19 protein-coding genes and 1 pseudogene are annotated in these 25,389 nt (G+C 71.6%); 12 read left to right on the forward strand and 8 right to left on the reverse strand.

The features are described from left to right. The first annotated feature begins 18 nt into the window (after nucleotides 1-18). From ACYUD3_RS10260 to ACYUD3_RS10270, 3 genes are all read left to right on the forward strand, one after another. Nucleotides 19-1,350: a type 2 periplasmic-binding domain-containing protein gene (locus tag ACYUD3_RS10260; RefSeq protein WP_470967027.1), complete on the forward strand. Its 1,332-nt coding sequence runs from the start codon at nucleotides 19-21 to the stop codon at nucleotides 1,348-1,350. 75 nt (nucleotides 1,351-1,425) lie between these two features. After that, nucleotides 1,426-2,391 (forward strand): carbohydrate ABC transporter permease, encoded by a 966-nt coding sequence (locus tag ACYUD3_RS10265; protein WP_470967030.1) that lies wholly within the window; start codon nucleotides 1,426-1,428, stop codon nucleotides 2,389-2,391. 5 nt (nucleotides 2,392-2,396) lie between these two features. Continuing rightward, on the forward strand, nucleotides 2,397-3,239 hold the full coding sequence (locus ACYUD3_RS10270; protein ID WP_470967032.1) for a carbohydrate ABC transporter permease: 843 nt from the start codon (nucleotides 2,397-2,399) through the stop codon (nucleotides 3,237-3,239). A gap of 27 nt (nucleotides 3,240-3,266) precedes the next feature. Here the strand turns inward: ACYUD3_RS10270 and icmF are convergent, their stop codons facing one another. From icmF to ACYUD3_RS10285, 3 genes are all read right to left on the reverse strand, one after another. Beyond that, a complete protein-coding gene (gene icmF, locus ACYUD3_RS10275; RefSeq protein ID WP_470967035.1) occupies nucleotides 3,267-6,491 on the reverse strand; it encodes a fused isobutyryl-CoA mutase/GTPase IcmF in 3,225 nt (1,074 codons plus the stop codon). Between the two features lie 147 nt (nucleotides 6,492-6,638). Next, a complete protein-coding gene (locus ACYUD3_RS10280) occupies nucleotides 6,639-7,295 on the reverse strand; it encodes an MSMEG_1061 family FMN-dependent PPOX-type flavoprotein (RefSeq protein WP_470967037.1) in 657 nt (218 codons plus the stop codon). Nucleotides 7,296-7,321: 26 nt separating this feature from the next. Beyond that, entirely contained in the window at nucleotides 7,322-7,930 is a 609-nt protein-coding gene (locus ACYUD3_RS10285; protein WP_470967040.1) for a TetR/AcrR family transcriptional regulator, read from the reverse strand. A gap of 151 nt (nucleotides 7,931-8,081) precedes the next feature. Between ACYUD3_RS10285 and ACYUD3_RS10290 the strand changes: the two genes are divergently transcribed. Both ACYUD3_RS10290 and ACYUD3_RS10295 read left to right on the forward strand, forming a co-directional pair. Continuing rightward, a complete protein-coding gene (locus ACYUD3_RS10290; protein ID WP_470967042.1) occupies nucleotides 8,082-9,698 on the forward strand; it encodes an amidohydrolase in 1,617 nt (538 codons plus the stop codon). Nucleotides 9,699-9,989: 291 nt separating this feature from the next. Beyond that, nucleotides 9,990-11,486 carry an APC family permease gene (locus tag ACYUD3_RS10295; protein ID WP_470967043.1) on the forward strand — a complete coding sequence of 499 codons (1,497 nt, stop codon included), beginning with the start codon at nucleotides 9,990-9,992 and terminating at the stop codon, nucleotides 11,484-11,486. 146 nt (nucleotides 11,487-11,632) lie between these two features. Here the strand turns inward: ACYUD3_RS10295 and ACYUD3_RS10300 are convergent, their stop codons facing one another. Further along, nucleotides 11,633-13,012: an FUSC family protein gene (locus tag ACYUD3_RS10300; RefSeq protein ID WP_470967046.1), complete on the reverse strand. Its 1,380-nt coding sequence runs from the start codon at nucleotides 13,010-13,012 to the stop codon at nucleotides 11,633-11,635. Between the two features lie 419 nt (nucleotides 13,013-13,431). On the opposite strand from ACYUD3_RS10300, the pseudogene ACYUD3_RS10305 reads away from it, so the two are divergent. Beyond that, nucleotides 13,432-13,647: pseudogene (locus ACYUD3_RS10305) on the forward strand (HAD family hydrolase); the annotation flags it as partial. Nucleotides 13,648-13,672: 25 nt separating this feature from the next. Here ACYUD3_RS10305 and trpA read toward each other — a convergent pair. Continuing rightward, nucleotides 13,673-14,584, reverse strand: a complete 912-nt coding sequence (gene trpA, locus ACYUD3_RS10310; protein ID WP_470967048.1) for a tryptophan synthase subunit alpha — start codon at nucleotides 14,582-14,584, stop codon at nucleotides 13,673-13,675. A 351-nt stretch (nucleotides 14,585-14,935) separates the two neighbouring features. Here trpA and ACYUD3_RS10315 point away from each other — a divergent pair, with 351 nt between their 5' ends. Then, nucleotides 14,936-16,231: a hypothetical protein gene (locus ACYUD3_RS10315; protein WP_470967051.1), complete on the forward strand. Its 1,296-nt coding sequence runs from the start codon at nucleotides 14,936-14,938 to the stop codon at nucleotides 16,229-16,231. Here ACYUD3_RS10315 and ACYUD3_RS10320 read toward each other — a convergent pair. Next, nucleotides 16,188-16,811 carry a FadR/GntR family transcriptional regulator gene (locus tag ACYUD3_RS10320; RefSeq protein WP_470967415.1) on the reverse strand — a complete coding sequence of 208 codons (624 nt, stop codon included), beginning with the start codon at nucleotides 16,809-16,811 and terminating at the stop codon, nucleotides 16,188-16,190. The genes ACYUD3_RS10315 and ACYUD3_RS10320 overlap by 44 nt on opposite strands. Before the next feature lie 83 nt (nucleotides 16,812-16,894). Here ACYUD3_RS10320 and ACYUD3_RS10325 point away from each other — a divergent pair, with 83 nt between their 5' ends. The 4 genes from ACYUD3_RS10325 (at nucleotide 16,895) to ACYUD3_RS10340 (ending at nucleotide 19,616) form a co-directional block, all read left to right on the forward strand. After that, entirely contained in the window at nucleotides 16,895-17,077 is a 183-nt protein-coding gene (locus tag ACYUD3_RS10325) for a hypothetical protein (RefSeq protein ID WP_470967053.1), read from the forward strand. A gap of 77 nt (nucleotides 17,078-17,154) precedes the next feature. Further along, nucleotides 17,155-17,355 (forward strand): hypothetical protein, encoded by a 201-nt coding sequence (locus ACYUD3_RS10330; RefSeq protein ID WP_470967056.1) that lies wholly within the window; start codon nucleotides 17,155-17,157, stop codon nucleotides 17,353-17,355. Between the two features lie 4 nt (nucleotides 17,356-17,359). Then, on the forward strand, nucleotides 17,360-18,499 hold the full coding sequence (locus ACYUD3_RS10335) for an MFS transporter (protein ID WP_470967058.1): 1,140 nt from the start codon (nucleotides 17,360-17,362) through the stop codon (nucleotides 18,497-18,499). 25 nt (nucleotides 18,500-18,524) lie between these two features. Then, nucleotides 18,525-19,616 (forward strand): helix-turn-helix transcriptional regulator, encoded by a 1,092-nt coding sequence (locus ACYUD3_RS10340; protein ID WP_470967061.1) that lies wholly within the window; start codon nucleotides 18,525-18,527, stop codon nucleotides 19,614-19,616. Nucleotides 19,617-20,014: 398 nt separating this feature from the next. Here ACYUD3_RS10340 and ACYUD3_RS10345 read toward each other — a convergent pair whose 3' ends face one another. Further along, the gene (locus ACYUD3_RS10345) at nucleotides 20,015-20,584 is read right to left on the reverse strand and encodes a hypothetical protein (RefSeq protein WP_470967063.1); all 570 of its coding nucleotides are present in this window, start codon (nucleotides 20,582-20,584) and stop codon (nucleotides 20,015-20,017) included. A 440-nt stretch (nucleotides 20,585-21,024) separates the two neighbouring features. Here ACYUD3_RS10345 and ACYUD3_RS10350 point away from each other — a divergent pair, with 440 nt between their 5' ends. Further along, nucleotides 21,025-22,731: a hypothetical protein gene (locus ACYUD3_RS10350; RefSeq protein ID WP_470967066.1), complete on the forward strand. Its 1,707-nt coding sequence runs from the start codon at nucleotides 21,025-21,027 to the stop codon at nucleotides 22,729-22,731. Nucleotides 22,732-22,752: 21 nt separating this feature from the next. On the opposite strand, the gene ACYUD3_RS10355 is transcribed toward ACYUD3_RS10350, so the two are convergent. Further along, on the reverse strand, nucleotides 22,753-25,230 hold the full coding sequence (locus ACYUD3_RS10355; RefSeq protein ID WP_470967068.1) for an NB-ARC domain-containing protein: 2,478 nt from the start codon (nucleotides 25,228-25,230) through the stop codon (nucleotides 22,753-22,755). Between the last annotated feature and the right edge of the window lie 159 nt (nucleotides 25,231-25,389).

Raw genomic sequence — 25,389 nt, forward strand, 5'->3', positions numbered from 1 at the left:
CCCCCCGGAGGCACCCGCATGAAATCCCCCGGCCACAGACCCCGCCGGACCGCCGTCACGGCCCTCACCCTCGCCGCCCTCACCGCCTGCGCCCCCGGCACCGGCACCGGCGTCTCCGCCGAACCCGGCAGCGGCGCCGGCACGATCACCGTCTGGGCCCATCAGGGCCAGACCAGCGAGGCGAACGCCCTCCAGAGCGCGGTGAGTTCGTTCAACTCCGCGCAGGACAAGGTGAAGGTCGAGCTGACCCTCATCCCCGACACCGACTACACCAAGACCGTCACCACCACCGACGCCGCGAAGCTCCCGGACGTCCTGGAGTTCGACGGCCCGACGATGGCGAACTTCGTCCACAACGGCAAGCTCACCGCGCTCGACCCCTACATATCGGCGAAGACCCTCGCCAACGCCACGGACGCGGTCAAGGCACAGGGCACGATCGGCGCCGACCACTACGGCCTGGGCATGTACGACTCCGGGCTCGGCGTCTACGGCAGCAAGAAGCTGCTGGCCGCGGCCGGGGTCACGTACCCGAGCGGGCCGGCGGACGCGTGGAGCGCGGCCGAGTTCACCGCCGCCGTCCGGAAGCTGGCCGCGAGAGCCCCCGGCGGCAAGAGCCTCGACCTCCAGGAGAACAACGGCCTCGCCACCGAGTGGGGCACCTTCGGCTTCGCGCCGCTGGTCTGGTCGGCGGGCGGCGGGCTGCTGAAGGACGGCAAGGCGGGCGGCGCCCTGGACACCCCGGCGGTGGCGGCGGCCCTGAAGACGTTCCAGGGCTGGAAGCCGTACACGGACCCCAACACCGACGGCAACGCGTTCGCTTCGGGGCGGGCCGCGCTGAGCTGGGCCGGGCACTGGATGTACCCGGCGTACCGCAAGGCGCTGGGCGCCGACCTGGTCGTGCTGCCGCTGCCCGACTTCGGCGCGGGCACCAAGACCGGGCAGGGTTCCTGGCAGTGGGGCATCGGCGCCGCGACGAAGAACGGCAAGGCGGCCGGCGCCTTCCTGGACGCCCTGCTCGCCGACCCGGCCGTCACCGCGATGACGACGGCGAACGGCGCCCCGCCCGGGACGAGGTCCGCGCTGGCCAAGAGCCCGCTGTACCGGCCGGGCGGTCCGCTCCAGCTCTTCGCCGACCAGCTCGCCGAGCCCTGCGGCGACGCCCGGACGACCACGTCCTGCGTGGCGGTGACCCGCCCGGTCAGCGCCGGATACCCCACGGTCACCGCCAAGTTCGGGCAGGCGCTGAGCGACGTCTACGGCGGCGCCGACCCGAAGACCGCCCTGGCGAGGGCCGCCCGCGCCATCGACCAGGACTTCTCGGACAACGACGGCTACCGGCTGCCGTAGCCGGCATCCAGCGGCCGGGCGTACGGGCGGGCCGTGACCGTACCCGTGCGCCCGGCCGGGAAGAGGACTCCCCTCGTGACCACTGTGACCCCCGCACCCGCCACCACCTCCCGGAAAAACCTCCCCACCCCTCCCCGCCGGTCCCGGCGCAGCCGTGACGGGCTGCACGGGCTGCTGATGTCCGCGCCCGCTCTCGGCGGACTCGTCGCCTTCGTCGGGGTGCCGTTCGGCTATGCCGTGGTGCTCTCCTTCTACAACGTCCGGCTCGGCTCGCCGCTGCCGCCGCGTTTCTTCGGCGTCGAGCACTACCGGCGGCTGTTCACCGACCCCGATCTGTCGGGCCCGTTCCTGCGGGCGCTGCTCAACAATCTGACGTTCGCCGCGGTCGTCGTACCCGTGCAGACCTCGCTCGCGCTGGGGCTGGCGATTCTGCTCAACCGGAAGCTGAAGGCGATCGGGCTGTTCCGGTCGGCGTTCTTCCTGCCGGTGGTCTTTCCGATGGCGCTGGTCGCCGTGGTGTGGCGGCTCATCCTCGCCCGCAGCGGGGACGGGCTGCTCAACTCCGCGCTGGACGCGGTCAGTTTCGGGCACTGGGGTGCCTTCGACTGGCTGGGGGACGGTGCGACCGCCATGGCCTCGGTGATCGTGCTGTCGGTCTGGCAGGGGGTCGGCTTCCAGATGGTCATCCTCCTCGCCGGGCTCCAGCAGATCCCGGGCGAGCTGTACGAGGCGGCCCGGCTGGACCGGGCCTCGCGGCTCCAGCAGTTCCTGCACGTCACCCTGCCGGGCATCCGGGGCACCCTGGTGTTCGTCGCGATGCTGACCTCGGTGTTGTCCTTCCGGGTCTTCGACCAGGTGTATGTGCTGGTCAAGGACGGCGGGCTGGACGAGGACGCGGGGCGCACGGTGATGTACCAGGCCGTGACCACGGCCTTCGACCAGAACAACATCGGCCAGGCGTCCGCGATCACCGTCGTCTTCTTCCTGATCGTCGTCGCCCTGACCCTCATCCAGCGCCGTGTCGCGCGCGCCGAGGACTGATCGCCATGGCCCGGACCCCTGCCCCCCTGCGCCGTTTCCTCGACTACGCCGTGCTGAGCGTGCTGGCGTTCGTCTTCCTGCTGCCCGCGCTCTACTTGATCCTCGGCAGTCTCAAACCGTCCGACGAGGTCCTGAGCGGCCTGTCGGGCTTCCTGCCGACGCATCTGTCCTTCGACAACTACCGGGCGGTGCTGGCCAGTTTCGACTCCGACGCCACCGGCTACTTCTGGCGGTTCATGGGTGTCTCGGTACTGCTGGCGGTCGTAGTCGTGTTCGGCGGGCTGATCGTCAACTCCCTTGCCGCGTACGGGCTTTCGCGGCTGAAGTGGCGGGGTCGGGGGTTCTTCCTCGGGCTGGTGCTGCTGCTGATGCTGGTGCCGTTCGAGGCGGTCGCGGTACCGCTGTTCTATCTGTTCAACCAGGAGCGCAACACCCTGTACATCCAGGCGGTGCCGTTCCTCGCCAACGCGTTCTCCGTCTACCAGTTCGCGACGTTCTTCCGCGCGATCCCGCCCAGCATCGAGGAGGCCGCCCGGATCGACGGCGCCGGTCCGTGGCGTACGTTCTTCGCGGTCGTCGTACCGATGAGCAAGCCGGTCTTCGCGTCGGTCGCGATCCTGACGTTCCTCACCCAGTGGGGCTCGTTCCTGTGGCCGGTGCTCATGGTGTCCGACCCCGCTGTGCGTCCGCTGCCGCTGCAAATGAGCGTCTTCCAGGGGCAGTTGCCGGTCGACTGGGGGCAGGTGCTCGCCTTCGGTGTCCTGCTGGTGCTGCCCGTGCTGGTGGTCTTCGCGTTCTTCCAGCGGTGGTTCGTGCAGGGCGTCGCCAGTTCGGCGGTCAAAGGCTGACCTGCCCCCCTTTTCCGGTAGAGGGGGTCAGACGTTGCGCCGGTACTGGCCCCCCACCTCGAAGAACGCGTCGGTGATCTGCTCCAGGGAGCAGACCCGGGCGGCGTCCATGAGGACGGCGAAGACGTTGCCGTCGCCGGACGCCGCTTCTTTCAGGGCGGCCAGTGCCGCGTGCGCGGGCTCCTGGTGGCGGGCCTGGAAGTCGTGGACGCGCTCCAGCTGGCGGCGCTTCTCGTCCTCGGTGGCGCGGGCGAGTTCGACGGGGCCGGGGGCCGCGGTGCCGGCGTGCGGGTTGCGGAAGGTGTTGACGCCGATGATCGGCAGGGTCCCGTCGTGCTTGCGCTGTTCGTAGAGCATCGACTCGTCCTGGATCCGGCCGCGCTGGTAGCCGGTCTCCATCGCGCCGAGGACGCCCCCGCGCTCGTTGATGCGCTCGAACTCCTGGAGGACGGCCTCCTCGACGAGGTCGGTGAGCTCGTCGATGACGAAGGAGCCCTGGAGGGGGTTCTCGTTCATCGCCAGGCCCCACTCGCGGTTGATGATGAGCTGGATGGCGAGGGCGCGGCGGACGGAGTCCTCGGTGGGGGTGGTGACGGCCTCGTCGTAGGCGTTGGTGTGCAGGCTGTTGCAGTTGTCGTAGAGGGCGATGAGGGCCTGGAGGGTGGTGCGGATGTCGTTGAAGTCCATCTCCTGGGCGTGCAGGGAGCGGCCCGAGGTCTGGACGTGGTACTTCAGCTTCTGGGAGCGCTCGCCCGCGCCGTACTTCTCCTTCATCGTGACCGCCCAGATGCGGCGGGCGACGCGGCCGAGGACCGAGTACTCGGGGTCCATGCCGTTGGAGAAGAAGAAGGACAGGTTGGGGGCGAAGTCGTCGATGTCCATGCCGCGCGCGAGGTAGGCCTCGACGTAGGTGAAGCCGTTGGCGAGGGTGAAGGCGAGCTGGCTGAGGGGGTTCGCGCCGGCTTCGGCGATGTGGTAGCCGGAGATGGACACGGAGTAGAAGTTGCGGACCTGGTGCGCGATGAACCACTCCTGGATGTCGGCCATCATCCGCAGCGAGAACTCGGTGGAGAACAGGCAGGTGTTCTGCCCCTGGTCCTCCTTGAGGATGTCGGCCTGGACGGTGCCGCGTACGGTCGCCAGGGCGCGGGCGCTGATGCCGGCGCTCTCCTCGGGTGAGGGGTCGCGGCCCTCGGCGGCGCGGAACGCGTCGAGCCGCTGGTCGATCGCGGTGTTGAGGAAGAACGCGAGGATGGTGGGGGCGGGTCCGTTGATGGTCATGGAGACCGAGGTGGTGGGGGCGACGAGGTCGAAGCCGTCGTACAGGGCCTTCATGTCGTCCAGGGTGGCGACGGAGACGCCGGAGGTGCCGACCTTGCCGTAGATGTCGGGGCGTTCGCCCGGGTCGCGGCCGTAGAGGGTGACGGAGTCGAAGGCGGTGGACAAGCGGGTGGCGGGCTGGCCCGCGGAGAGGAGTTTGAAGCGGCGGTTGGTGCGCTGCGGGTCGCCCTCGCCGGCGAACATGCGGGCGGGGTCCTCGCCGTCGCGTTTGAAGGGGAAGACGCCGGCGGTGAAGGGGAAGTGTCCGGGCAGGTTCTCCGCCCGCCAGAAGCGGACCAGTTCGCCGTGGTCGGTGTAGCGGGGCAGGGCGACGCGGGGGATCTTGCTGCCGGAGAGGGACTCGCGGGTGAGCTTGGTGCGGATCTCCTTGTCGCGGACGGTGACGACCTGCTCGTCCCCGGAGTAGGCGGCGACGACGTCCGCCCACCCCGCGATCCGCTCGGCCAGCTCGTACGGCAGCTTCTTGCGGGCGTCGTCCAGCAGGGCGCGTACGCCGCTGTCGTCGGCGCCCGTGCCGGTCAGTTCGGCGGCGACCAGCTCCAGGCGCTGGGCCCGGCGGGCGGCCTCGGCGAGGCGGGCGGTCTCGGCGTGGTAGGCGCGGACGGTGTCGGTGATCTCGGCGAGGTAGCGGACCCGGTCGGCGGGGACGACGTGCCGGGTCCCGGAGGAGTGGCGTACGTCGACCGGCGCGAGCGCGCCCTCCGACAGCGGCAGTCCCTTCGCGCCGAGGACGCTTTTCAGGTGCTGGTGGAGGGCGGTGACGCCGTCGTCGTTGAAGGTCGCGGCGGACGTCCCGTACACCGGCATGTCCTGCGGTTTCATGCCGAACGCCTCGCGGTTGCGGACCAGTTGGCGGCCGACGTCGCGCAGCGCGTCCTTGGCGCCGCGCCGCTCGAACTTGTTGATCGCCACCACGTCGGCGAAGTCGAGCATGTCGATCTTCTCCAGCTGGGAGGCGGCGCCGAACTCCGGTGTCATCACGTACAGGGAGGTGTCGACGAACGGCACGATCGCCGCGTCGCCCTGCCCGATGCCGGGTGTCTCGACGATCACCAGGTCGAACCCGGCGGCCTTGACGACGTCGATGACGTCGGCCAGGTGCTCGGGCAGCTCGCGGCTGCCGCGGGTGGCGAGGCTGCGGAAGAACACCCGGTTGCCGTCGAGGGAGTTCATGCGGATGCGGTCGCCGAGCAGCGCGCCGCCGCCGCGGCGCCGGGTCGGGTCGACGGCGATCACCGCGATCCGCAGCTTGTCCTGCTGGTCCACGCGCAGCCGGCGCACGAGTTCGTCGGTCAGGGAGGACTTGCCGGAGCCGCCGGTGCCGGTGATGCCGAGGACGGGGACGGTGTGCGCGGCGCTCTTGAGGTGCTGGAGGAACTCCGGGGGCAGTTTGCCGAGTTCGGCGCCGGTGATGGCGCGGGCGATGGCGAACCGGTCGCCCGCGAGGACCGCCTCGGCGGCGGCGGGTTTGCCGTCCCACAGGTCGAAGTCGCAGTCCCGCACGACCGAGTTGACCATCCCGGCGAGGCCCATCCGCTGGCCGTCCTCGGGCGAGAAGATGGTCACGCCGCTGGCCCGCAGCCGGGTGATCTCCTCGGGCACGATGACCCCGCCCCCGCCGCCCACCACCCGCACATGGTCCGCCCCTTGCGCGCGCAGGGACTCGACCAGGTACTCGAAGTACTCGACGTGCCCGCCCTGGTACGACGACACGGCCACCCCGTGCGCGTCCTCCTCCAGCGCCGCGTCCACGACCTCCCGCACGGAGCGGTTGTGCCCGAGGTGGATCACCTCGGCGCCCTGCGACTGGAAGATCCGGCGCATGATGTTGATCGACGCGTCGTGCCCGTCGAACAGGGCGGAGGCGGTGACCACGCGGACGGGGTGCGCGGGGCGGTGCGGGTCGCTCATGGCGGGCCTTCCCAGGACGGATCACGGACGGCGCGGACGACGCCGTCAGATAAATAGTAGGACGTCCTAGCAGTTTGGTGGGGCGGAGATCCGTAATTAGTTGGATGCCCTAGTAATTTTTCGGCGTACGCGAGAGGCCCGACGCGGTCACTCGTACCGATACTTCAGTGATTCCCCCTCCGCCCGCTCGACATCGGCGATCGTCAGTTCCGGTATCCGCAACTGCGCCAGGGTCACCTCGGCGGAGGTCGGCTGGGCGTCCGCCGGGAGCCACTGGTCCGGTTTCCAGGCGCCGCTGCGCAGCAGGGACTTGGGGCAGTGCGGGTAGACCTCCTCGATGCCCACCACCAGCGCGCTGGCCGGCGGCTTGCCGACGGCGGTCAGCTGGGAGAGGAGGTCCGGGCGGGTGGAGACGCAGGCGCGGCCGTTCACCCTGAGGGTCGTGGTCCGGCCAGGGATCACGAACAGCAGCCCGGCGCGCCCGGTGACGACGACGTTGCGCAGAGTGTCGAGCCGCTTGTTGCCGGTCGCATCCGGGATCGCCAGCGTCCGCTCGTCGAGCACGGCGACGAACCCGGCGGGACCGCCGCGCGGGGAGACGTCGCAGTTCCCCTCGGCGTCCGCGCTCGCGACCAGCACGAGCGACGAGCAGCCGATCAACTTCCGGGTCTGCTCGGTGAGTTCGGTCATCTGCTTGCGTACGGCGGCGGCGCCGGGAAGTGCGTAGACCTGGCGCAGCGCCTCCTCGTCGGACACGGCGTCGAGACGGAGCGAGTCGAAGGCGCTGCCGGTGGAAGTCGTCATGTTCCCGACCCTAAAGCCCGCCGAGATCAGCGCAGCAGGGCTCCGAACCCGGTGAGCAGTGCGCGCAGGCCGAGGTCGAAGGCCAGGGACGCGCGGCTGTGGTCGGCGGGGGTCTGGTCCAGGGCGGCGCTGAGGTGCGGGGCGGTGTCGCGGGCGACGGTGGAGACCATCACGGGCGGGGCCACCAGGTCGAGGGCGGAGCCGAGGATGAAGCTCTCCAGCGCGGTGATCAGCGGCATGACGTCCGCCGCGGCGAACCCGGCGGCCAGGAGCAGCCTCGCGACCTCCTCGTAGATCGCGTGCAGGAAGGGTTCGGAGACGGGGGCGGCGGCGAGCAGGGGGACCGCGCCGGGGTGGGCGGCGAAGGCGGCGAGGTAGGTGCGGGCCCAGCTCTCCAGGGCCCGCTCCCAGGGCTGCGCCCAGTCATGGCCCTCGCGCAGGGGCAGGGTCAGCTCCTCGCGCATGAGGGAGATGATCTCGTCGCGGCCCGAGACGTGGTGGTAGAGCGCGGACGGGGCGACGCCCAGGGCTCTGGCCAGGGCCGGGATGGAGAGGGCGCCGTTCTCGTCGGCCAGGCGCAGGGCCGCCGCGCCGATGCGCCGGCGGTCCAGCAGGGGTGTGCGCGGCCGTCCCACGGTGGCTCCTCGTCGTCGTACGCCGTAACCCAGAAGTTACCGAAAGGCATTCGGTAAAACCTTCCCAGCCGTCCGGGCGGCGCCTACATTACCGGAAACCGAATGCCTTTCAGTTAGGTGTCCGGCCGAGCGAGAGGTGCTGCCAGCCGCCATGCACGCGGACATCGTCTTCACCGGAGGGACCGTACGGACCGGCGTCGCGGCCGACCCCGTCCACAGCGCCCTCGCCGTCACCGGCGGCCGTATCACCGCGCTGGGCGCACCGGCCGCGGCCGCCCGGGGACCTCGCACCACCGTCGTCGAGCTGGCCGGCGGCGCCCTGCTGCCGGCGTTCGGCGACGGGCACGCGCACCCCGTGATGGGCGGGCTGGGGCTGAACGGCGTCCCGGTCCGGGACCTCGGGGACGTCTGGGAGATCGTCGAGGCCGTACGGCGGTGGGCCGCCGGGCACCCGGACGCCGAGTGGATCACCGGGGACGGGTTCGACCCCTGGCTGGCGCCTGACGGGCGGTTCGACGCGCGGTGGCTGGACGACGTCGTACCCGACCGGCCCGTCGTGCTGCGCACCATGGACCACCACACGGGGTGGGTGAACAGCGAGGCGCTGCGGCGGGCCGGGTACACCGCCGCGACCGCCGATCCGGAGGGCGGGGAGATCCTGCGCCGGCCCGGGTCGGACGAACCGCTCGGCACGCTGCGGGAGTTCGGGGCGCTCGCGCCGGTCCTCGGCCTCGTCCCCCCGGCCTCGCACGACGCCCAGGTGGCGGCCCTGCGCGAAGCCGCCGCGCGGTTCGCGGCGGCCGGGGTGACGTGGGTGCAGGACGCCTGGGTCGAGCCGCACCAGGCCGACGTCTGGATCACCGCCGCGACCACCGCGCCGGGGCTTCCCGTCCGGGCCGACCTCGCCTTCGTGCTGCCGCCCGACGGCTGGCGCGAACGCGTACGCCGGTTCGCCGCCGACCGGGAGCGGGTGGAGCGCGCCGCGCCCGGGACGCTGACCGCGCGCAGCGTCAAGTTCTTCGCGGACGGCGTCATCGAGGCCGGCACCGCCGCCCTGCTGGAGCCCTACACCGACTGTCCGCACTCGCACGGCATCGCCACCTGGTCCCCCGCCGAACTCGCCCGCGCCGTCACCGCCGTCGACGCGCTCGGCTTCCGCCCGCACCTGCACGCCATCGGTGACGCCGGGGTCCGCGCCGCGCTGGACGCCGTCGAGACGGCCGCCCGTACGAACGGCGCCCGCGACCGGCGTCCGGTCATCGCGCACGCCCAGCTGATCGACCCCGCCGACCTCCCCCGCTTCGCCGCGCTCGGGGTCGTCGCCAACCTCCAGCCGCTGTGGGCCCAGCCCGACCGGCTGATGACCGAGCTGACGCTGCCGCGGATCGGGCCGGCGCGGGGCGCGCGCCAGTACCAGGTCGCCGCCCTGCTCGCCGCCGGCACGCGGCTGTCCTTCGGCAGCGACTGGCCGGTCACCTCCCATGAACCGCTGCACGGCATCGCCACCGCCGTCACCCGCCAGACCCCCGACGGGGTGCCCGAGGGCGGCTGGCTCCCCGAGGAACGCATCGACGTCACCGCCGCCCTCGCCGCCTACTCCGCCGGCTGCGCCCATCAGGCGTTCGAGGAGGGGGAATGGGGGGTGCTGCGCCCCGGGATGCGGGCCGACCTGGTGCACCTCGGGGCGGATCCGGTGGGGGTGGCGGCGGGGGAGCTGGCGGGGGTGGCGGTGCTGGGGACGTGGCTGGGGGGTCGGCGTACGCATTAGCGGCGGTACGGCTGGCGCCGCGCGGCCGGCGGGTGCGTGCGCGCGGGACGGCTCGGCCATTTCTCGCGTGGGAGGTACGCCCTGTCGGGGCGGGTCCGTGCGCGCGGGGCGGCTCGGCCGAGTGATCTGCCTCAGGGCGCCCGCCCTAGGGGACTCGGCCTGGGTGGCCCGGCTCGGAGCGCCCGCCCTGGAAGGTTCCTCGTCCGTCCTAGAAGGTTCCCTCGCCCGCCTTAGAAGGTTCCCCCGATCTCCCCACCCGTCTCCCTCCTCACGTCTCACATGGAGCACCCCATGCCTGAGTCCCTCCCCCTCGTCACCGATTCCTCCCCCTCCTCCCCCGACTCCCGTCTGCGGCGCGGCACTTTCGGGGTCGCCGACATCGTCTTCTTCGTCGTCGCCGCGGCGGCGCCCCTCACCGTGATGGCCGGGGTCGCCCCGCTCGCCATCCTCTTCGGCGGGATCGGCGCGCCGGTCGCGTATCTCGCGGTCGGGGTGGTGCTGGTGCTCTTCGCGGTGGGGTTCACGGCGATGACGCCGTACATCCGCAACGCCGGCGCCTTCTACTCGTACATCGCCCGGGGCCTCGGCCGGCCCGCCGGGCTCGGGGCCGCGTTTCTCGCGGTGTTCTCCTACAACGCCCTCCAGATCGGCATGTTCGGGGCGTTCGGGTTCTTCGCCGCCGGGACCGCGAACGATCTGCTCGGCGTCGATCTGCCGTGGCCGCTGTACGCCTTCGCGGGGATAGCCGCCGTCTGGTTCCTCGGCTTCCGCTCGCTGCATCTCGGTGCGAAAGTCCTGGCCGCGCTGCTGATCGCCGAGACCGCCGTCCTCGTACTGCTCGCCGGCGCGGTGCTGGTACAGGGCGGCGCGCACGGGCTCGACCTCGACTCCTTCGCGCCCTCGCACGTCTTCGTCTCCGGGATGAGCGGTCCGCTGGGGCTCGCCGTCGCCGCGTTCATCGGGTTCGAGGCGACCGCGATCTACCGCGAGGAGGCCCGCGACCCCGACCGCACCGTGCCCCGGGCGACCTATCTCGCGGTCGGTTTCCTCGGGCTCTTCTACGCGTTCGTCGCCTGGGTCGTCGTCCAGGCCTTCGGCAGCGACCAGGCCGTCGCGGTCGCGGCGCAGAACCCGGCGGAGATGTTCTTCACCGCCATGACGCGGTACGTCGGTCCCTGGGCGACCGACGTCCAACGCGTCCTGATCGTCACCAGCGTGCTGGCCGCGCTGCTCGCCTTCCACAACGCGATCACGCGGTACGTGTACGCGCTGTCCGCCGAGGGGGTCGCGCCCGCGGCTCTCGGGCGGGTGCATCCGCGGCACGGTTCGCCGTGGGCGGCGGGGGCTGCGCAGAGTGTCCTCGCCTGTGTGGTCGTCGGTGTCTTCGCGCTGGCCGGGGTGGATCCGTACACGCAGTTCTTCCTGTGGGTGAACACGCCCGGGGTGGTGGGGATTCTGGTCCTTCAGGCGCTCGCGGCGTTCGCGGTGGTGGCGTTCTTCTGGGGGCGGGGCGACTCCGGGGGCGGGGAGGGGCGTGCGGGGCGTGGGGTGGGGCGGTTTCGTACGCTGGTCGCTCCGGCTGCCGCCGGTGTGCTGCTGAGCGCCGCCACGCTGCTGGTGTGCCGGCGGCTGGATCTCTTCACCGGGGCGGGGGCGGGGGTCAATTGGACGCTGGTGGGGCTCACTCCGGTGGTGTTCCTGAGCGGGGTGCTGGTCGCGGTGCGGGTGCGGCGGACTCGGCCGGGGGTGTATGCGGGGCTGGCGACGACCGATGTCGACGGGGGGTGAGGCGGCTCGCCTGTCGACGGCGGCTGAAGCGGCTCGCCTGTCGACAGCGGCTGAGGCGGCCCGCCTGTCGACAGCGGCTGAGGCGGCTCGCCTGCCGACGGCGGCTGAGGCGGCCCACCTGTCGACGGCGGCTGAGACGGCCCGCCTCACCTCTTCACCAAAGGCCCCTCGACACCACCCCCTTCAGCCAGCGCCGCCGCCGACCGCCGCACCCGCCCGTACGCCATCGTCACGCGCGGCCCGTACGGCGACCCGGGCCGCGCGGCGGTCAGGACGCGGATCTCCCGGGCGCAGTCGTCGAGTTGGGCCAGCACCCGCCGGGCCCGCAGCTTGCGCCGGCGCATCGGGTTCAGCGGATGGACCAGCGGGGCGACGGAGTGGCGGACCCGGGCGAGCAGGTGGTTCAGTTCGCGGACCCGCGTCTCGGGGTCCGCGCGGAGGTCGCCCCGCAGCCGGGCCGTCGCCTCGGCGGTGCAGACCTGCACGGCGTGTGCCGCCTGGCGGATCCAGCTGTCGGAGACCGTACGGGTGGTGACCGGCAGGACGAGCAGCACCCCCAGCGCGGCCCCGAGCGCGCCGACCCCGGTCTCGGCGAGCCGCAGCGCGAGCAGGCCGGGGCTGAGGATGCCCAGCACACCGTAGAGGGAGCCGACGAGCAGTGTGACCCAGAGAACCGCCCAGGTGTAGGAGACGGCGAAGCTGTAGAAGACCCCGAAGACACAGACGGCGGCGAGAACGGCCGACGGAACCGGGGCGCCGTGCAGGGGGACGGCGACGAGCAGGCACAGCGCCGCGCCGAGCAGCGTGCCGAGAAGCCGGCGGAAGCCGCGTACGAGGGTCTCGCCCCGGGATGCGGTGTTGACGAAGATCCACCAGGTGGCGGCGACCGCCCAGTACCAGCGCTGTCCGGACACCACCCGCCCGGCGTGCAGCGCGAACGCCGCGCCCACGGTGGCCTGGAGCGCCTGCCGGGTGGTCGTACGGGCCAGACCGCTGCCGCCGGGCGGGGCCGGCACGCTGACCCGCGGCAGCCCGCGCTCGTAGCACCACACCCCGAACCGGACCGCCGCCGCCCCCGCGAGGGACAGCAGCACGGCGGCGCACAGGACCGGCAGCCGGCCGGGGACGGCGTGCAGGAACTGGGCGCCGAAGAACATCAGGAACGCCAGCACGCCGAGGCAGTGGCCGCGCGGACCCCACCGGCGGGCGTAGACGCCGGCTCCGACGACGGCGAGAAAGACCAGGTCACGCGGTCCGCTCCGGTCGTGCAGCAGAGCCGCCGCGGTGAGCGCGGGCAGCGCGGCGACGGGGACCAGCGCGGTGGTGACGGCCTGCTCGCGCACGCTCCCCTCGATGATCACGAGCAGCGAGATCAGCGCGGCGAGCCCGCCCAGGATCGTGGCGTCCAGGCCGTAGCCGGCGAGGCCGCACAGTCCCGTGGCCGCACCCATGCCGAGAACGGCCCGAGCGGCGAAACGCAGCCGCAGCCGCCCGGGGTCGGGCGCCATGAACATGCCTCTCAGCATCACTGCCTCTTTCCGAGTCCCCTGATTTCCGCCACCGCACACACCGAACGGCCGCGGTCATCACAGCACCCGGGACGGACACCACCTGGGGCGACACCGGAAGTCAGCCCGTTCGAGGCACCGGGGCTCACCGGTCCGGTCGAGCGATCAGGAAAAAAGGAAAATAATTCGGCGGTATTGCCGTCCATGGTTTCCGGACGCATATTCATCGCCGGGTCGGGAATATGCTCACCGAATTAATTTCTTCAAAGGGCTCCCAGGATGTACGGCCGGAACAGAACTGTCCCGGCCAACGGCCGTGGTGTTCACCCGCGCGAAACAGAAGGTGCTGGCGCGATAGGGGGTGGCTTTCACCGGCGAACACGTGGAGCTGACTGTCGGCAAGTCCTACCGGGACATCGCCGGCGTGCGGGCGCGAGCTGTGCGGGTATCTGGCCGAGCAGCACATCCCGACGGCCGTCGCGAGCAACGCGCCGAGCGGTGTCCTGCACGCCACGCTGGGCGGACTCGGGGGCGTCGGCCTGCTGTCCGCCGTCGTCAGCGGCGATGACGTCCCGCGCCCGAAACCGGCCCCCGACGTCTACCTGGAGGCGTGCCGGCGCCTGGGCGTCGTTCCTCGGGAGGCGGTCACTTTCGAGGACTCCGCGACCGCGCGTGATGTCACCACGGACGCCACCCTGTCGAGTGACCGTCAGGCCGACGAGGCGCCTTGCCTTCAACGAGTCGCTGTATCTCCGGCTCCGCGCGCGGCCCCGGCAGCCCGCCGGCGTCGACCCGCGCAGGGCGAACCGCTCCGGACAGTGCCCGCGCCAAGGCACGCACACCTCCGACGCCCGTCGCCGCGTCGGGGGCGTCGGCGAGACACCGGACGAACGCGGTCCCGACGATCACCCCGTCCGCGTACCTCGCGACCCGAGCCGCCTGGGCGGGCGTCGAGATGCCGATGCCCGCGCACGCCGGGAGGCCGGCGGCGGCGCGGACCCGGTGGACCAGTTGCTCCGCCCGGTCGTGCGCGATGCCGGGCACCCCCGTCGGCCCTTGCGCGGCTGTGACGTAGACGAACCCGTCGCCCTCCGCCCCGATCAGTGCCAGGTGTTCGTCGCTGACGCCATGGGGTGCCAGGAAGACGCTGCTCAAGCCGTGTTCCGCGGTGACGGCGGCCCAGCCGCGGGTGGCGTCGGCGGGCAGGTCCGGGGTGAGGAGCCCGCTCGCGCCGGCCGTGGCGAGCTCCTTGGCGAAGCGCTGCGGACCGTACCGGGCCACGGTCTCCCGGTACGCCATGCACACCGTCGGGACACCCGCGTACGCCAACTGCTCGATCGCGCCGAAGACATCGCCCGGCCGCACCCCGCCGGCCACGGCCGCGCGGCAGGCGCCGGCGATGACGGGGCCGTCCAGAGGGGTCTCGCGCGAGGGGAAGCCGACTTCGACGATGTCCACCCCGCTCTTGGCCATCGCGAGCAGGGCGGCGACCGAGGACGGTACGTCGGGAAAGCCGGCGGGCAGGTAGCCGATCAGTGCGGCACGTCCCTGGGTCCGGGCTTCGGCGAGCGCGGCGGTGAGGGAGGTCATGGCGTGGGGAAAACGTTCGCCGGTGCCGCCGTACCCGGATTCTCCTGGGCATGAGGAAAATCGGGGAAATGATGCGGGGGATCGTCGGTGCCGTATCTTTCCCCGAGAGGTCGCGTCGGACCGGCGCCGGACGGGAGTGTTTGCGTGGAAGGGAAGTCGAACGGGTCGATCATCTCGGTGCGGCCCTTTCGGCGGAGGGGTAATTCCGTTCACCGCAGATGCTGATCGATTTTTTCGCGCGGCCCCGCCGGAACTCGGTTCTGAGGGCACGGCATGGTGTTGAACATGTTGAGCGTTGGCCGGCGCAGGCCGAAAAGCGGACAGCGCCGAGCCGGTTTCCTGGAGGACTGAATGGCGCGGACGCGTGTTCCGAACACCCGGCTGCGAGCCCTGATCGACGAGACCGAGTGGACCCAGGACGGGCTTGCCCGCACGGTCAACGCGGTGGGCGGGGAGAGCGGCCTGTGGCTGCGCTACGACCGTACGTCGGTGGCGCACTGCCTCGCCGGGAGCCGCCCGGCGGAACGGGCCGTCCCGCTGGTGTGCGAAGCGCTGAGCCGGCGGCTGCGCCGGGTGATCACACCGGACCAGGCGGGCTTCGCCCCGCTCGCCCCGGCCCTCCCGCAGCCCCGGACGGGCGAGGCGGACCGGGGTCTGGGCGAACTGCTGCGCGGGCTGTCCTGCGCCATGCCGTACCACCCTTCCGCCACCTGGCCGGGCCTGCGGTCACTGGTCACCGCGGAGTTCGGGTCGCCCTCGCCGTCCGGAGCCCCGGACTCGGTGGCGTTCTTCACCCACACGCTGGTCACGCAGGGAGGGGGCTTCGCCCGGGAGACGCTGCGCGTGTATCTCACCGAAGCGGTGTGGGGGCGGCTGCGGGAGACGAGCGGGAAGGCCCGCCACCAGGTGTGCGCCGAAGCGGCCCAGCTGTCCCTGCTCCTGGGCCGGATGTACGCCGACGACGCGCGGCACGGCGCCGCGCAGCGCTGCTACCTGCTGGCGTGGGAACTGGCGGTGACGGCCGGCTGCCGGGAGTCGGCCGTGATCGCCGTACGCACCCTGAGCGCCCAGGCGTACGCCCTCGGCCACATGCGCGTCGCCGACGCCGCGGCCGGCGCCGCCATCCGGGCCGCGGCGTCCGCTGAGGGCGGCGTACGGGGCTTCGCACAGGCTCAGTTCGCGGTGACGGCGGCGAGCCGGGGGGACCGGACGGGGGCGCTGCGGGCGCTCGCCCTCGCGGAAGTGGCGGTCGGTGCCGGGGCGGGCCGTGGCTGCCTGGCCTTCGAGTCCTACGCGCGCGGCGACTTCGAGTACCAGCGCGCCGAAACCCTCCTCGCGCTGGGAGACACCCAGGAGGGAATCCGGGCGCTGGAGAGCGCCCTCGCGGCTCGTGCTCCCGAGGACCGGCGGGGCAGCGCCATGACCCGGGTGCGGCTGGCCGTCGTCCTGCTGTCGCAAGGGCGGGCGGAGGAGGCGCGGCATCACGAGCGGGTGGTGAGCGGGGATGCCCAAGGGGTGCGGTCGCTGACGCTGGCGCGCCAGTCGGAGATGTTGCGCAATTCCTTGGGCAGGCTGTCGGGGAAAGGAGCGCGGACGCCGCGCCCTACCCCCGTACGCCCCCCTCCTCCCCCCGCAACAACGCCATAAGCCACTTCTCCGTATGAGCCACATGCGCCGAAGCCGCCCCCGCCGCCGCCACCGGATCCCGGTTCGCCAGCGCCGTCGCGATCGCCCGGTGGTCCTCGTCGCTCGCCCGCTTGATCTGCGGGCCGTCGGGGAGCGTGAACACCTGATAGGCGCGGGACCGGGACCGGAACACGTCCAGCAGGGAACCCAGCGTCGGGTTTCCGCCCACGCGGGCGATCTCCGCGTGGAAGCTCTGGTCGAGCGCGGAGACCCGGTCCGGATCCTCGGTGGACTCCATCGCCTCGATGTGCTCGAAGAGCGAGGCGAGCGTCTCGGGGGTCATCCGGGCCGCCGCCTGTGCGGCGGCGTGGGACTCCAGGACGCGGCGGATCTCGTACATCTCCAGCAGCCCGGCGAGCGGCAGGAGGTCGACGGTGAGGGACAGGCTGCCGACGATGTCCTCGGGGCGCAGCTGGGAGACGTAGGTGCCCGAGCCGTGCCGCGGCTCTATGACCCCGAGGGCCGCGAGCATCCGTACGGCCTCGCGGAGCGAACCCCGGGAGACGCCCAGTTCCTCGCACAGCTCGCCCTCGGGCGGGATGCGCTGTCCGGCCCGGCATCATCGCCGCGTTCATCTTCAATTTCGTCAACTGCTGGAACGAGCTGTTCCTGTCGGTGACCCTCATGAACAGCGACGCCCACAAGACCGTACCGACCGCGCTGAACGGGTTCATCTCCAGTTTCAACATCGACTGGGGGTCGATGTCGGCGGCGGCGGTGCTGACGATCGCGCCGACGATGGTGTTGTTCGCCTTTGCCAGTCGGTACATCGTTCAGGGGCTTACTTCGGGGGCGGTGAAGGGGTGATGGGCTCGGGCTGAGAGTGGCTGGGGATCATGGCTACCGCTGATACCGCTCCGACCAAGCCACCGATCACTGTCCGCATGACAGACCGTCAGGTCACCGCCCTGGTGGTGCTGTTGGCGTCGCGGTTCATGATGGCCGCGGACTTCTCCGTACTGAACGTCGCGCTGCCCGAGGTCGGCACGTCCCTCGGGTTCGCGACGGGAAGCCTCCAGTGGATCACCACGACGTTCGCGCTGTGCGCCGCCGGGTGCACTCTGGTTCTTCGGCCGCGTCGGTGACCATGTGGGACGCCGGCGCATCTTCACCGCCGGGATGGCCGTCCTGGCGGTCTCCTCGCTGATCGGCGGCGTCGCCGACTCCCCCACGATGCTGCTGGTCGCGCGTACGCTCCAGGGGCTGGCCACCGCCGCCGTCACGCCCGCCGCGCTCGCACTGCTGACCACCGCCTTCACCGAACCCTCGCCGCGCACCCGGGCGCTGGGGCTGAACAGCGTGATGATGAGTTCCGGCTTCAGCGTCGGCGCGGTCCTCGGCGGTGTCCTCACCGATGTGTTCTCCTGGCGCTGGGCCTTCTTCATCAACATTCCCGTCGCCGTCGCGGCGATCGTCGTGGTACCGGCCGTCGTCGACGAGAGCCGGGCCGGGCGGCGCAGCCGTATCGATCTGCCCGGTGCGGTGCTGATCACCCTGGGTCTCTTCGCCGCTATCTACGGGGTCACGCGTGTCGGTGAGGAGGGCCTCGACCTGGTCTCGGGCGGCTCGCTCGGCGCCGCGGCCCTGCTGCTCGGCTCCTTCTGGGCCGTGGAGAGCCGTACGGCCGACGCGCTGGTGCCGGTCAGGATCCTCAAGAAGCCCGACATCGCCTTCGGCAACCTGGCCGCGCTGATCTTCTTCACCGGTCTGTACGTCCAGAACGTGCTCGGTCTGTCGTCGACGGTCGCCGGTCTGGTGCTGCTCGGTATCGGGGTGGGCCAGATCATCGCCGGTACGGTCGGTCCGCGCATCCTGCGGAAGGTCTCGCCGCGCACGATGCTCGGTGTCTCCCTGTTCCTCCAGGGTGCGTTCATGCTGCCGGCGCTGTGGGCGACCTCGGACTCGTACTGGCTGATCCCGCTGATCGCCACCCAGTTCGTGAACGCCTTCTTCTCCATGCTGGCCGCTCTGTGCTTCATGGTCATCGCGACTTCGTCCGTCGATTCCGATCTCCAGGGCATGGCCACCGGTATGGCCACGCAGAGCCAGCAGGTCGGTATCGCGGTGGGGATTCCGCTGGTGAGCGCGGTGTTCGCCGCTGTCGTCGGGCGGGGCGCGGTCACGGTCACCGGTGTCCATGTCGCGGTCGGGGTGGCCGGGTTCAGCCAGGTGGCCGTCGGGCTCCTGCTGTGGGCGGTGAGCCGGCGGGCGGCTTCCGGCGCCGCGTGACGGCGCGAACTTCATAATGAGGAGGGTGGAACAGATCGTGAACACGGATCTCGGCAGCTATCTGCGGCAGATGCGCGAGCGCGCCCGGCCGGAGCAGCGGGGGCTGCGCACCAGTAACTCCCGGCGGGTTCCCGGACTGCGCAGGGAGGAGGTGGCCGCTCTCGCGGGAGTGAGCCAGACCTACTGCACCCGGCTCGAACAGTCGCAGACCGCGCACGCCTCCCCGCAGGTCCTGCTCTCCATCTCCCGGGCGCTGGATCTGAGCCCCGATGAACAGGACTACCTGCTCAAGATCGGGACGCCGGTGCAGAATCCGCAGCAACAGGCGCCGCACGACGACCAGTTGAGCCCCAGCACCAAGATGCTGATGGCGTCGCTCGGCAATGTGGCGGTGGCCGTGCTGAACTATCGGTGCGACATCCTCGCCTGGAACTCGCTCTATCACCGGCTGTTCGCGCCGCATCTCGACTTCGGCATCACCGACGACGCTCAACTGCGCTCCAACGTCATCAAGTTGAACTTTCTCGACGACGACGTCCGGGCGTTGTACGCGGACTGGGCCACGGAGTCGGAGTCGAACATGACCTATCTGCGGTTCATCTCGGGAAACCATCGGCACGATCCTCGGCTGGCCGAGCTGATCGGTGAACTGACCATCCGGAGCGAGGAGTTCGCGGCACTCTGGTGCCGGCAACGGGTGGCGAACTGTGGTGAAGGCGGAATCTGCGGGCGCCGTGCTCCCGTGAGCGGCGCCGACCTTTTCACGGCCACGCCGACCCCAGTACCGCGGCGGAAGGCGCTCAGGCCGTGGCAGGCTCGACGACGCCGCTGCCGGACGGCCTCAGCAAACGAGCGCGCACCTCCGCCGTCAGCAGTGAGACCATCAGTCCGACTCGCGGAACAGGATTCCGCTCGGCCGAGTTGGTGCGTCACGGCACTGTACGACCTCCGGCTCCCCACGCCTACTTGCCGCCAGCACGCTGAAAACTTCCGCTGCGTATGTCCCGCCGAACGCTCCGGATTCCTCGGCGCCTTGGGTGATGTTCTGTGTACTCCGGCACCAACGGCCAAGGGCCGCGGCGGCGACCCGCTCGGACCGGAGTGGCACAGGCGATGACCGAGGCGACAGCAGGGCGGGAGGCCAGCCAGGAGAAAGCGACCTGGACCTCATTGAGGCCCCGCTTCTCGGCGAGCCTCATGGCAGACGCCGAAACGGTGGCCTGCACTGCGTTCTCCTCGCCATCTGCCACACCATCGACCTGCCGAAGGCGCGCTCCGAACGACCCCGAGTTCGCCCGCGCCGTCAGGGAGAATCCGCTCCCTCCCGCACCACCATGCGCAAGGCGATCGACAGTGCGGCGGGAAGGGGAGAACTCCGGCCCGAAGCACGTGACTTGACATACCTCGCGGCTCTCCCGCCCTCGATCGCCCTGCCGACGCTCCACTGGGCCTGACCGCCGCCCGGCGTTGCGGTTGCCTGGCGGGACTCAGGACGGGATGCCGGGCCGTGTCCGTTCAGCCATCTCCGCGATGCTGCGGGCCGCGCTCGCCAGTCGGTGCAGTGCGGCCGGAGGCCAGTTCTCCATATACGTCACTTGCGGCCCCAGGAGCAGACCTTCCAGCAGACTCGCCGATTCCTCCGCGGCTTGCGGGCTTGAGGCTGGTGCAGAGGAACGAGAACGGCGGGGACTGCGGCCGGGGCACGGTGACGCCCGCGTACCGCTTGCCGTTGACTCCGAGGATCGCCGGAGTGTTCATCTCCGGACACTTGCCGAGGTCTCCGGAGACGGTGCCCACGCCGGAGCCTGTCGCCACCGCGATGGCCCGTACGCTCAGACCGGCCTCCCTCAGCGACGCGACGACCTCCCGCCGCTTCTCGCGGGGCAGTCGCATACCGGACCGGGTGAACTCGGCCGCGCAGTACGCGTCCCACGACTCATGGCCGAGCGCCTGCCAGGCACGTGCCATGTAGGCTCGGCGGACCAGTTCCCAGACGTCGTCCAGTGTGCGGCGGATCCGGTCCGTCAGGGCACGCGCTTCCGTGACCGACAACAGAATCTCTTCCTCGGCAGCGAGATCACCCATGCAAGGGATTGTTCCTGGCGATGTCCTCGGGGCCGGGGGCGACAGGCCATCGGCCCACAAAACACATGAAGCCCATCCGACAACCGCCCTGAACCGTCCCGTCGCACTTCGTGACCTGCTGCGGCGCGGCCACCCCACGCCGTACCCCCCTGGGACACGGGTCCCTGCCTCGCTTCAGGACGGGCCACCACTCTGGTTACCGTGTATCCGTTCACGCCCAGCGAGACGGTCCCGATCGGAGAGGTGGAACTGCACCTTTATGTGTGATACGCAAACCTGGCCGCGAGCCGCGAGCCGCGAGCCGCGAGCCGCGAGCCGCGAGCCGCGAGCCGCGAGCCGCGAGCCGCGCGCCGCGAGCCGCGAGCCGCGAGCCGCGAGCCGCGAGCCGCGAGCCGCGAGCCGCGAGCCGCGAGCCGCGTTGAGTAGTGAAGCGGCCTGGGGTGGCTGCGGTGTTCGGTAGTTCACCCCTGCGCGCTCCCATAGGGCAGGACGCGGCACGCTGGAGCACGTTCCCCGGCGAGCGGACCCTGGTGGTCGCCGCGCGGACGGTCACGTCGACGGTCCGTGTCCTGGAGTCCCTGCCGCCGGTCGTGGGCGGCGACGCCCGGGTGTCGGTGGTGTTCGCGTACGACCCCAGCTCGGCGTTCAACGGCGGGGTCCTGGAACTCCTCCACGAGGCGGGCTGCCGGGTCATGCCCTGGGACCAGCTGCGGGAGATCTCCCCGGACCTGATCCTGACGGCGAGCGAGAACATCGACGTCCCCGAAGGGGACTGCCCGGTGCTGGTCCTGCCGCACGGCGTGGGATTCCAGAAGTACGTGCCGGACTCCCGCAGTTCACGCGAACGGCTCTCCGGCGCCGTACCCGACAGTCTCCTGGAGGCCGGACGCGCCTGGCTGGCGGTGTCGCACCCGGCGCAGGAGGAACAGCTGCTGGCCGCCCAGCCGAAGACGGCCGGCCGGACCGTCCTCATCGGTGACCCCTGCCTGGACGAACTGACGGCCGGCCGGCAGCATCGCGAGGCACACCGGACGGCCCTGGGCATCGCCTCGCACCAGCGCCTGGTCGTCGTCAGCTCGACCTGGGGCCCCACCTCCCTGCTCGGCCGCCACCCGCAGCTGCCCGCCCGGCTTCTGGCGGGGCTGCCCTGGGACGAGTACCGCGTCGCCGCCGTCGTCCACCCCAACGTCTGGGCCGCGCACGGCGCCTGGCAGCTGCGCGCGGTGCTCGGCGACGCCCTGGAGCGGGGCCTGATGCTGATGCCCGCGGTCCACGCCTGGCGCTCCGCCCTGGCCGCCGCCGATGCCGTGATCGGCGACCACGGCTCGGTGACCCTGTACGGCGCCGCGACGGGCGTACCGGTCCTGCTGGGGACCTTCGGCCAGGACTCGGTGTCCGGGACGGCGGCGGAGACGCTCGCGGCCCGCGCTCCCCGTTTCGAGGCGGACGGCGACCTCCCCGGCCAGCTCGACGAGGTGATGCGCACCCACGTACCGGGCCGGTACGACACCGTGGCGGCCGGTGCCTTCACCGCGCGCGGCGAGGCTCTGGCCCGGCTGCGGGAGGTGGTGTACCAGTTGCTGCGGCTCAGCGAACCGGCCTCGCCCTCCCCCGTCGCGCGGGCCGTCGAGGTGGCCGAGCGGCCGGGTTCCGAGCCCACTTCCTGGCAGGTGGTCACCGGGCAGGCCACCGCCGACCGGGACCCGGTGATCGAAGTACGCCGCTTCCCCACGATCACGGACGCCCCGGAGGAGTCACCGGCGCGCTTCACCCACCTGGCGTGCACGGACGACGAACGGGACAGCCGGCTGCTGGAAAGCGCCTCGGTGGTGGTCCGTTCCCTCCCGGCCTCCACCGCTGTCGAGGCGCTGCGCTGGATCAGGCGGACGCTCGACCGGTTGCCGGGATCGTTGCTGTCGGCGACGGCCGTGCGCGGGGGCGGTGTTCTCGTCGGGCTGCGGGACGGGCGGGTGGTGGAGGCCTCTATGACGGGGACCGCGGCGGACGCGGGACTTCCTGCGGCTGTCGTCTATACGTGTCTGCGCGGCGCGCTGCCCCTCGACGGCGCGGTGGTACGGATGAGGATCGGTGACCGGCGGGAGGAGGACGTCCGTCTACGTCTCCGTCCGGCCCTGCGGTCCGGGTGAACCGCAGGGCCGAAAGCCGCTTCAGGCTTCGTCGTCCAGGGCGTCCAGCCGCTCCCGCAAGGCTTCCGCCTCGGGGCTGCCGTTGGCCGTGTGGATGGCGAGGGCCCGGGTGAGCCACTGCCGTACCTGTGCGGAGTCACCGGTTTCCTGGGCGATGCCGACGAGTCGGGTGAGGGCCTGGGCCTCGTAATGGTGTGCGCCGAGCCGGTTCAGGGTGTCGGCGGCGGCGCTCAGTTCGGTGACGGCCGTCTCGGTGTCGCCGAGATGCGCGTGGGCGGTGCCCAGGGCGGCGGTGACCCGGGCGGCCATCCTCTCGTCGGGTTCGTCGCCGTCGAGCAGGTCGGTGCGGGCCTGGCTCAGGGTGGCCAGCGCCTGCGCGTGCTCGCCCTGGGTGTCCTGGGCGCAGCCGAGGAAGAAGCGCGCGATGGCCGCGCCCCGGCGCTGTCCGGCCCGGATGTTGAGCTGGAGGGAGCGCTGGTAGACCTCGGCCGCCCGCGCGGGGGCGGTCCGGTCCAGGTAGCGGCCGAGGAACTCCTGCACCGAGGCCTGGAGAACGAGAGCGCCGGTCACCTCGGCGCGGGCGACGGCCGCTTCGAGTTCGGCGCCCGCCCGGTCGTACTCCTTCAGGTCCATCAGCGGGCGCGACAGCATGCTGCGCATACGGGCCTCCGCGGCAGCCGCTTTCGCCACGTCCTCGGCGGTGACGGCCGACCGTCCCGCCGCCAGCGCCGCCGCCACGCCCAGTTCCGACGACTCCTTCCACGGCCCCAGGTGACGGCGGTGCAGGAACAGGATCGTGAACGCCTCGGCCAACGGCCATACCAGGTGGTGCAGTTCATGCCGCGCGGCCTCGTGGAGGACGGCGAGGATCATGACGCGTTCGGCGTCCAGCCACTCCAGCGGGTCGGGGCCGCCGGGCGCGGCGAACGGGTCGGCGGCGCGTTCCAGCAGTTCGGTGAGGTCGGCGATCCGCAGCCGGTCGCGTTGGACGGCCCGGTCGGCGAACGCGGTCAGGGCCAGGTAGTGCTCGGCCGTCCGGCGGATCACGGCGGTGTGCTCACCGGCGGCCTCCTCCTGCTCCGCCCGCTCGCGGGCGTGCAGCCGGACCAGGTCGGGCATCCGGAAGCGGTGGTCCGGCGTCTTCTCCACCAGGTGGGCGGTGGCGAGGACCCGCACCAGCAGCCGCTGGGCCTCGGCCGTGGCGATACCGGCGGCGGCAGCGGCCACAGCGGCATCGACCGGGCCGGCCGGCAGCCGGCCCAGCACCCGGTAGAGCCGGGCCGCGTCGGGTGCCAGCATCCGGTAGGACGGTCCGAGTACGGCGGACATGGACAGCTCTCCTTCTTCGAGGGACAGACCGGCGAGCCGGCCGTTCTCGTCCGCCAGCTCCGCCACCAGGTCCGCCGGCGTCATACCGTCCTCGGCGTGCAGGCGGGCGGCGGCGATCCGCAGCGCGACAGGCATCCCGGAGCAGAGGTGGACGAGGCGTCCGGCGGTGTCGGGGTCGGCTTCCACGGCGTGCGGGCCGCACAGGTCGGACAGCAGGGCCAGCCCGCCGTGCCGGTCCAGCGGCTTGACGTCGATCGGCCGGGCGCCGTCCAGAGCGAGTTCGCCCAGCCGGCGGTGGCTGGTGACCAGCAGAACGCTGCCGGGTCCCTTCGGGATGAACGGGCGTACCTGGGCCGGCTGGCTGACGCCGTCCAGTACGACGAGCAGGCGCCGGCCCGCTGTCCGGGAGCGGAGTAAGTTCATGCGCTCCGCCAGGGAGGCGGGCATGAACTCGTCGGCCACCTCCAGGCCCCGCAGCACCATGGCCAGCGCCTCGGAGACATCACCGCCCGCGGCCGGTGCCGTGCCGTGCAGGAGTCCGAAGTCGACGTAGAGCTGTCCGTCGGGAAAACGCGCCTGCTCCTTGTGGGCCCACCGGCGCACCAGCGCGGACTTGCCGATGCCGGGCATCCCCCGCACCACTCCGACCGCCACCACTCGCTCCGACGTGTCCAACGACTCGTCGATACGGGCGAGTTCCACCGAGCGGTTGATGAACCGGGAGGTCACCGCGGGGACTTGGTCGGGCCGCAGCCGTTCGTCGGCCCGGGCGGGGGCCGGGACCTGGAAGGTGATGTCGCCGTTGATGACCGAACCCTGGAAGGCCGGGCCGTAGTTGATCCCGCCGGAGACGAAGTTCAGCAGAACGGGGGCGTTGCCCGGGTCCAGCTCGGCCAGCAGCCGCAGGAGTTCCTCACCGCGGGCGGGGTCGGTGGTGAGGATGTCCAGGATGCGGTCCCGCCAGGTCCCCCTCAGGAGCGTCTCCGTCTCCTCGTCACCCGCCGAGCGCGCCACGGCCAGTTGCCGCAGGTCCTCTCCGGCGTCGTCGGCGCCGCGGCGGCGCAGCAGCCGGGGAAGCCGCGTCCTGCCCCACTCCCATGCCTCCGACACCGCCAGATTCACCAGAGACGTCGCCGCCGCTGCCGCGACCGCCACCAACTCGGTTTCCACCGCGCCCCTTTCACTCCACCGCTCGCCAACAGCCTGACCAGGCATCCACCGTAAAGAGATCTTCCGCTCTTGGACAGCCCGGCACGCAGGGGCACACCGACCCGTCCGCGGACACGGGCAACGCGCGGCCACCCCAACCGCACCCCACTTACCTTTGAT

This window comes from Streptomyces sp. AMJ-169 (genome assembly GCF_055597585.1).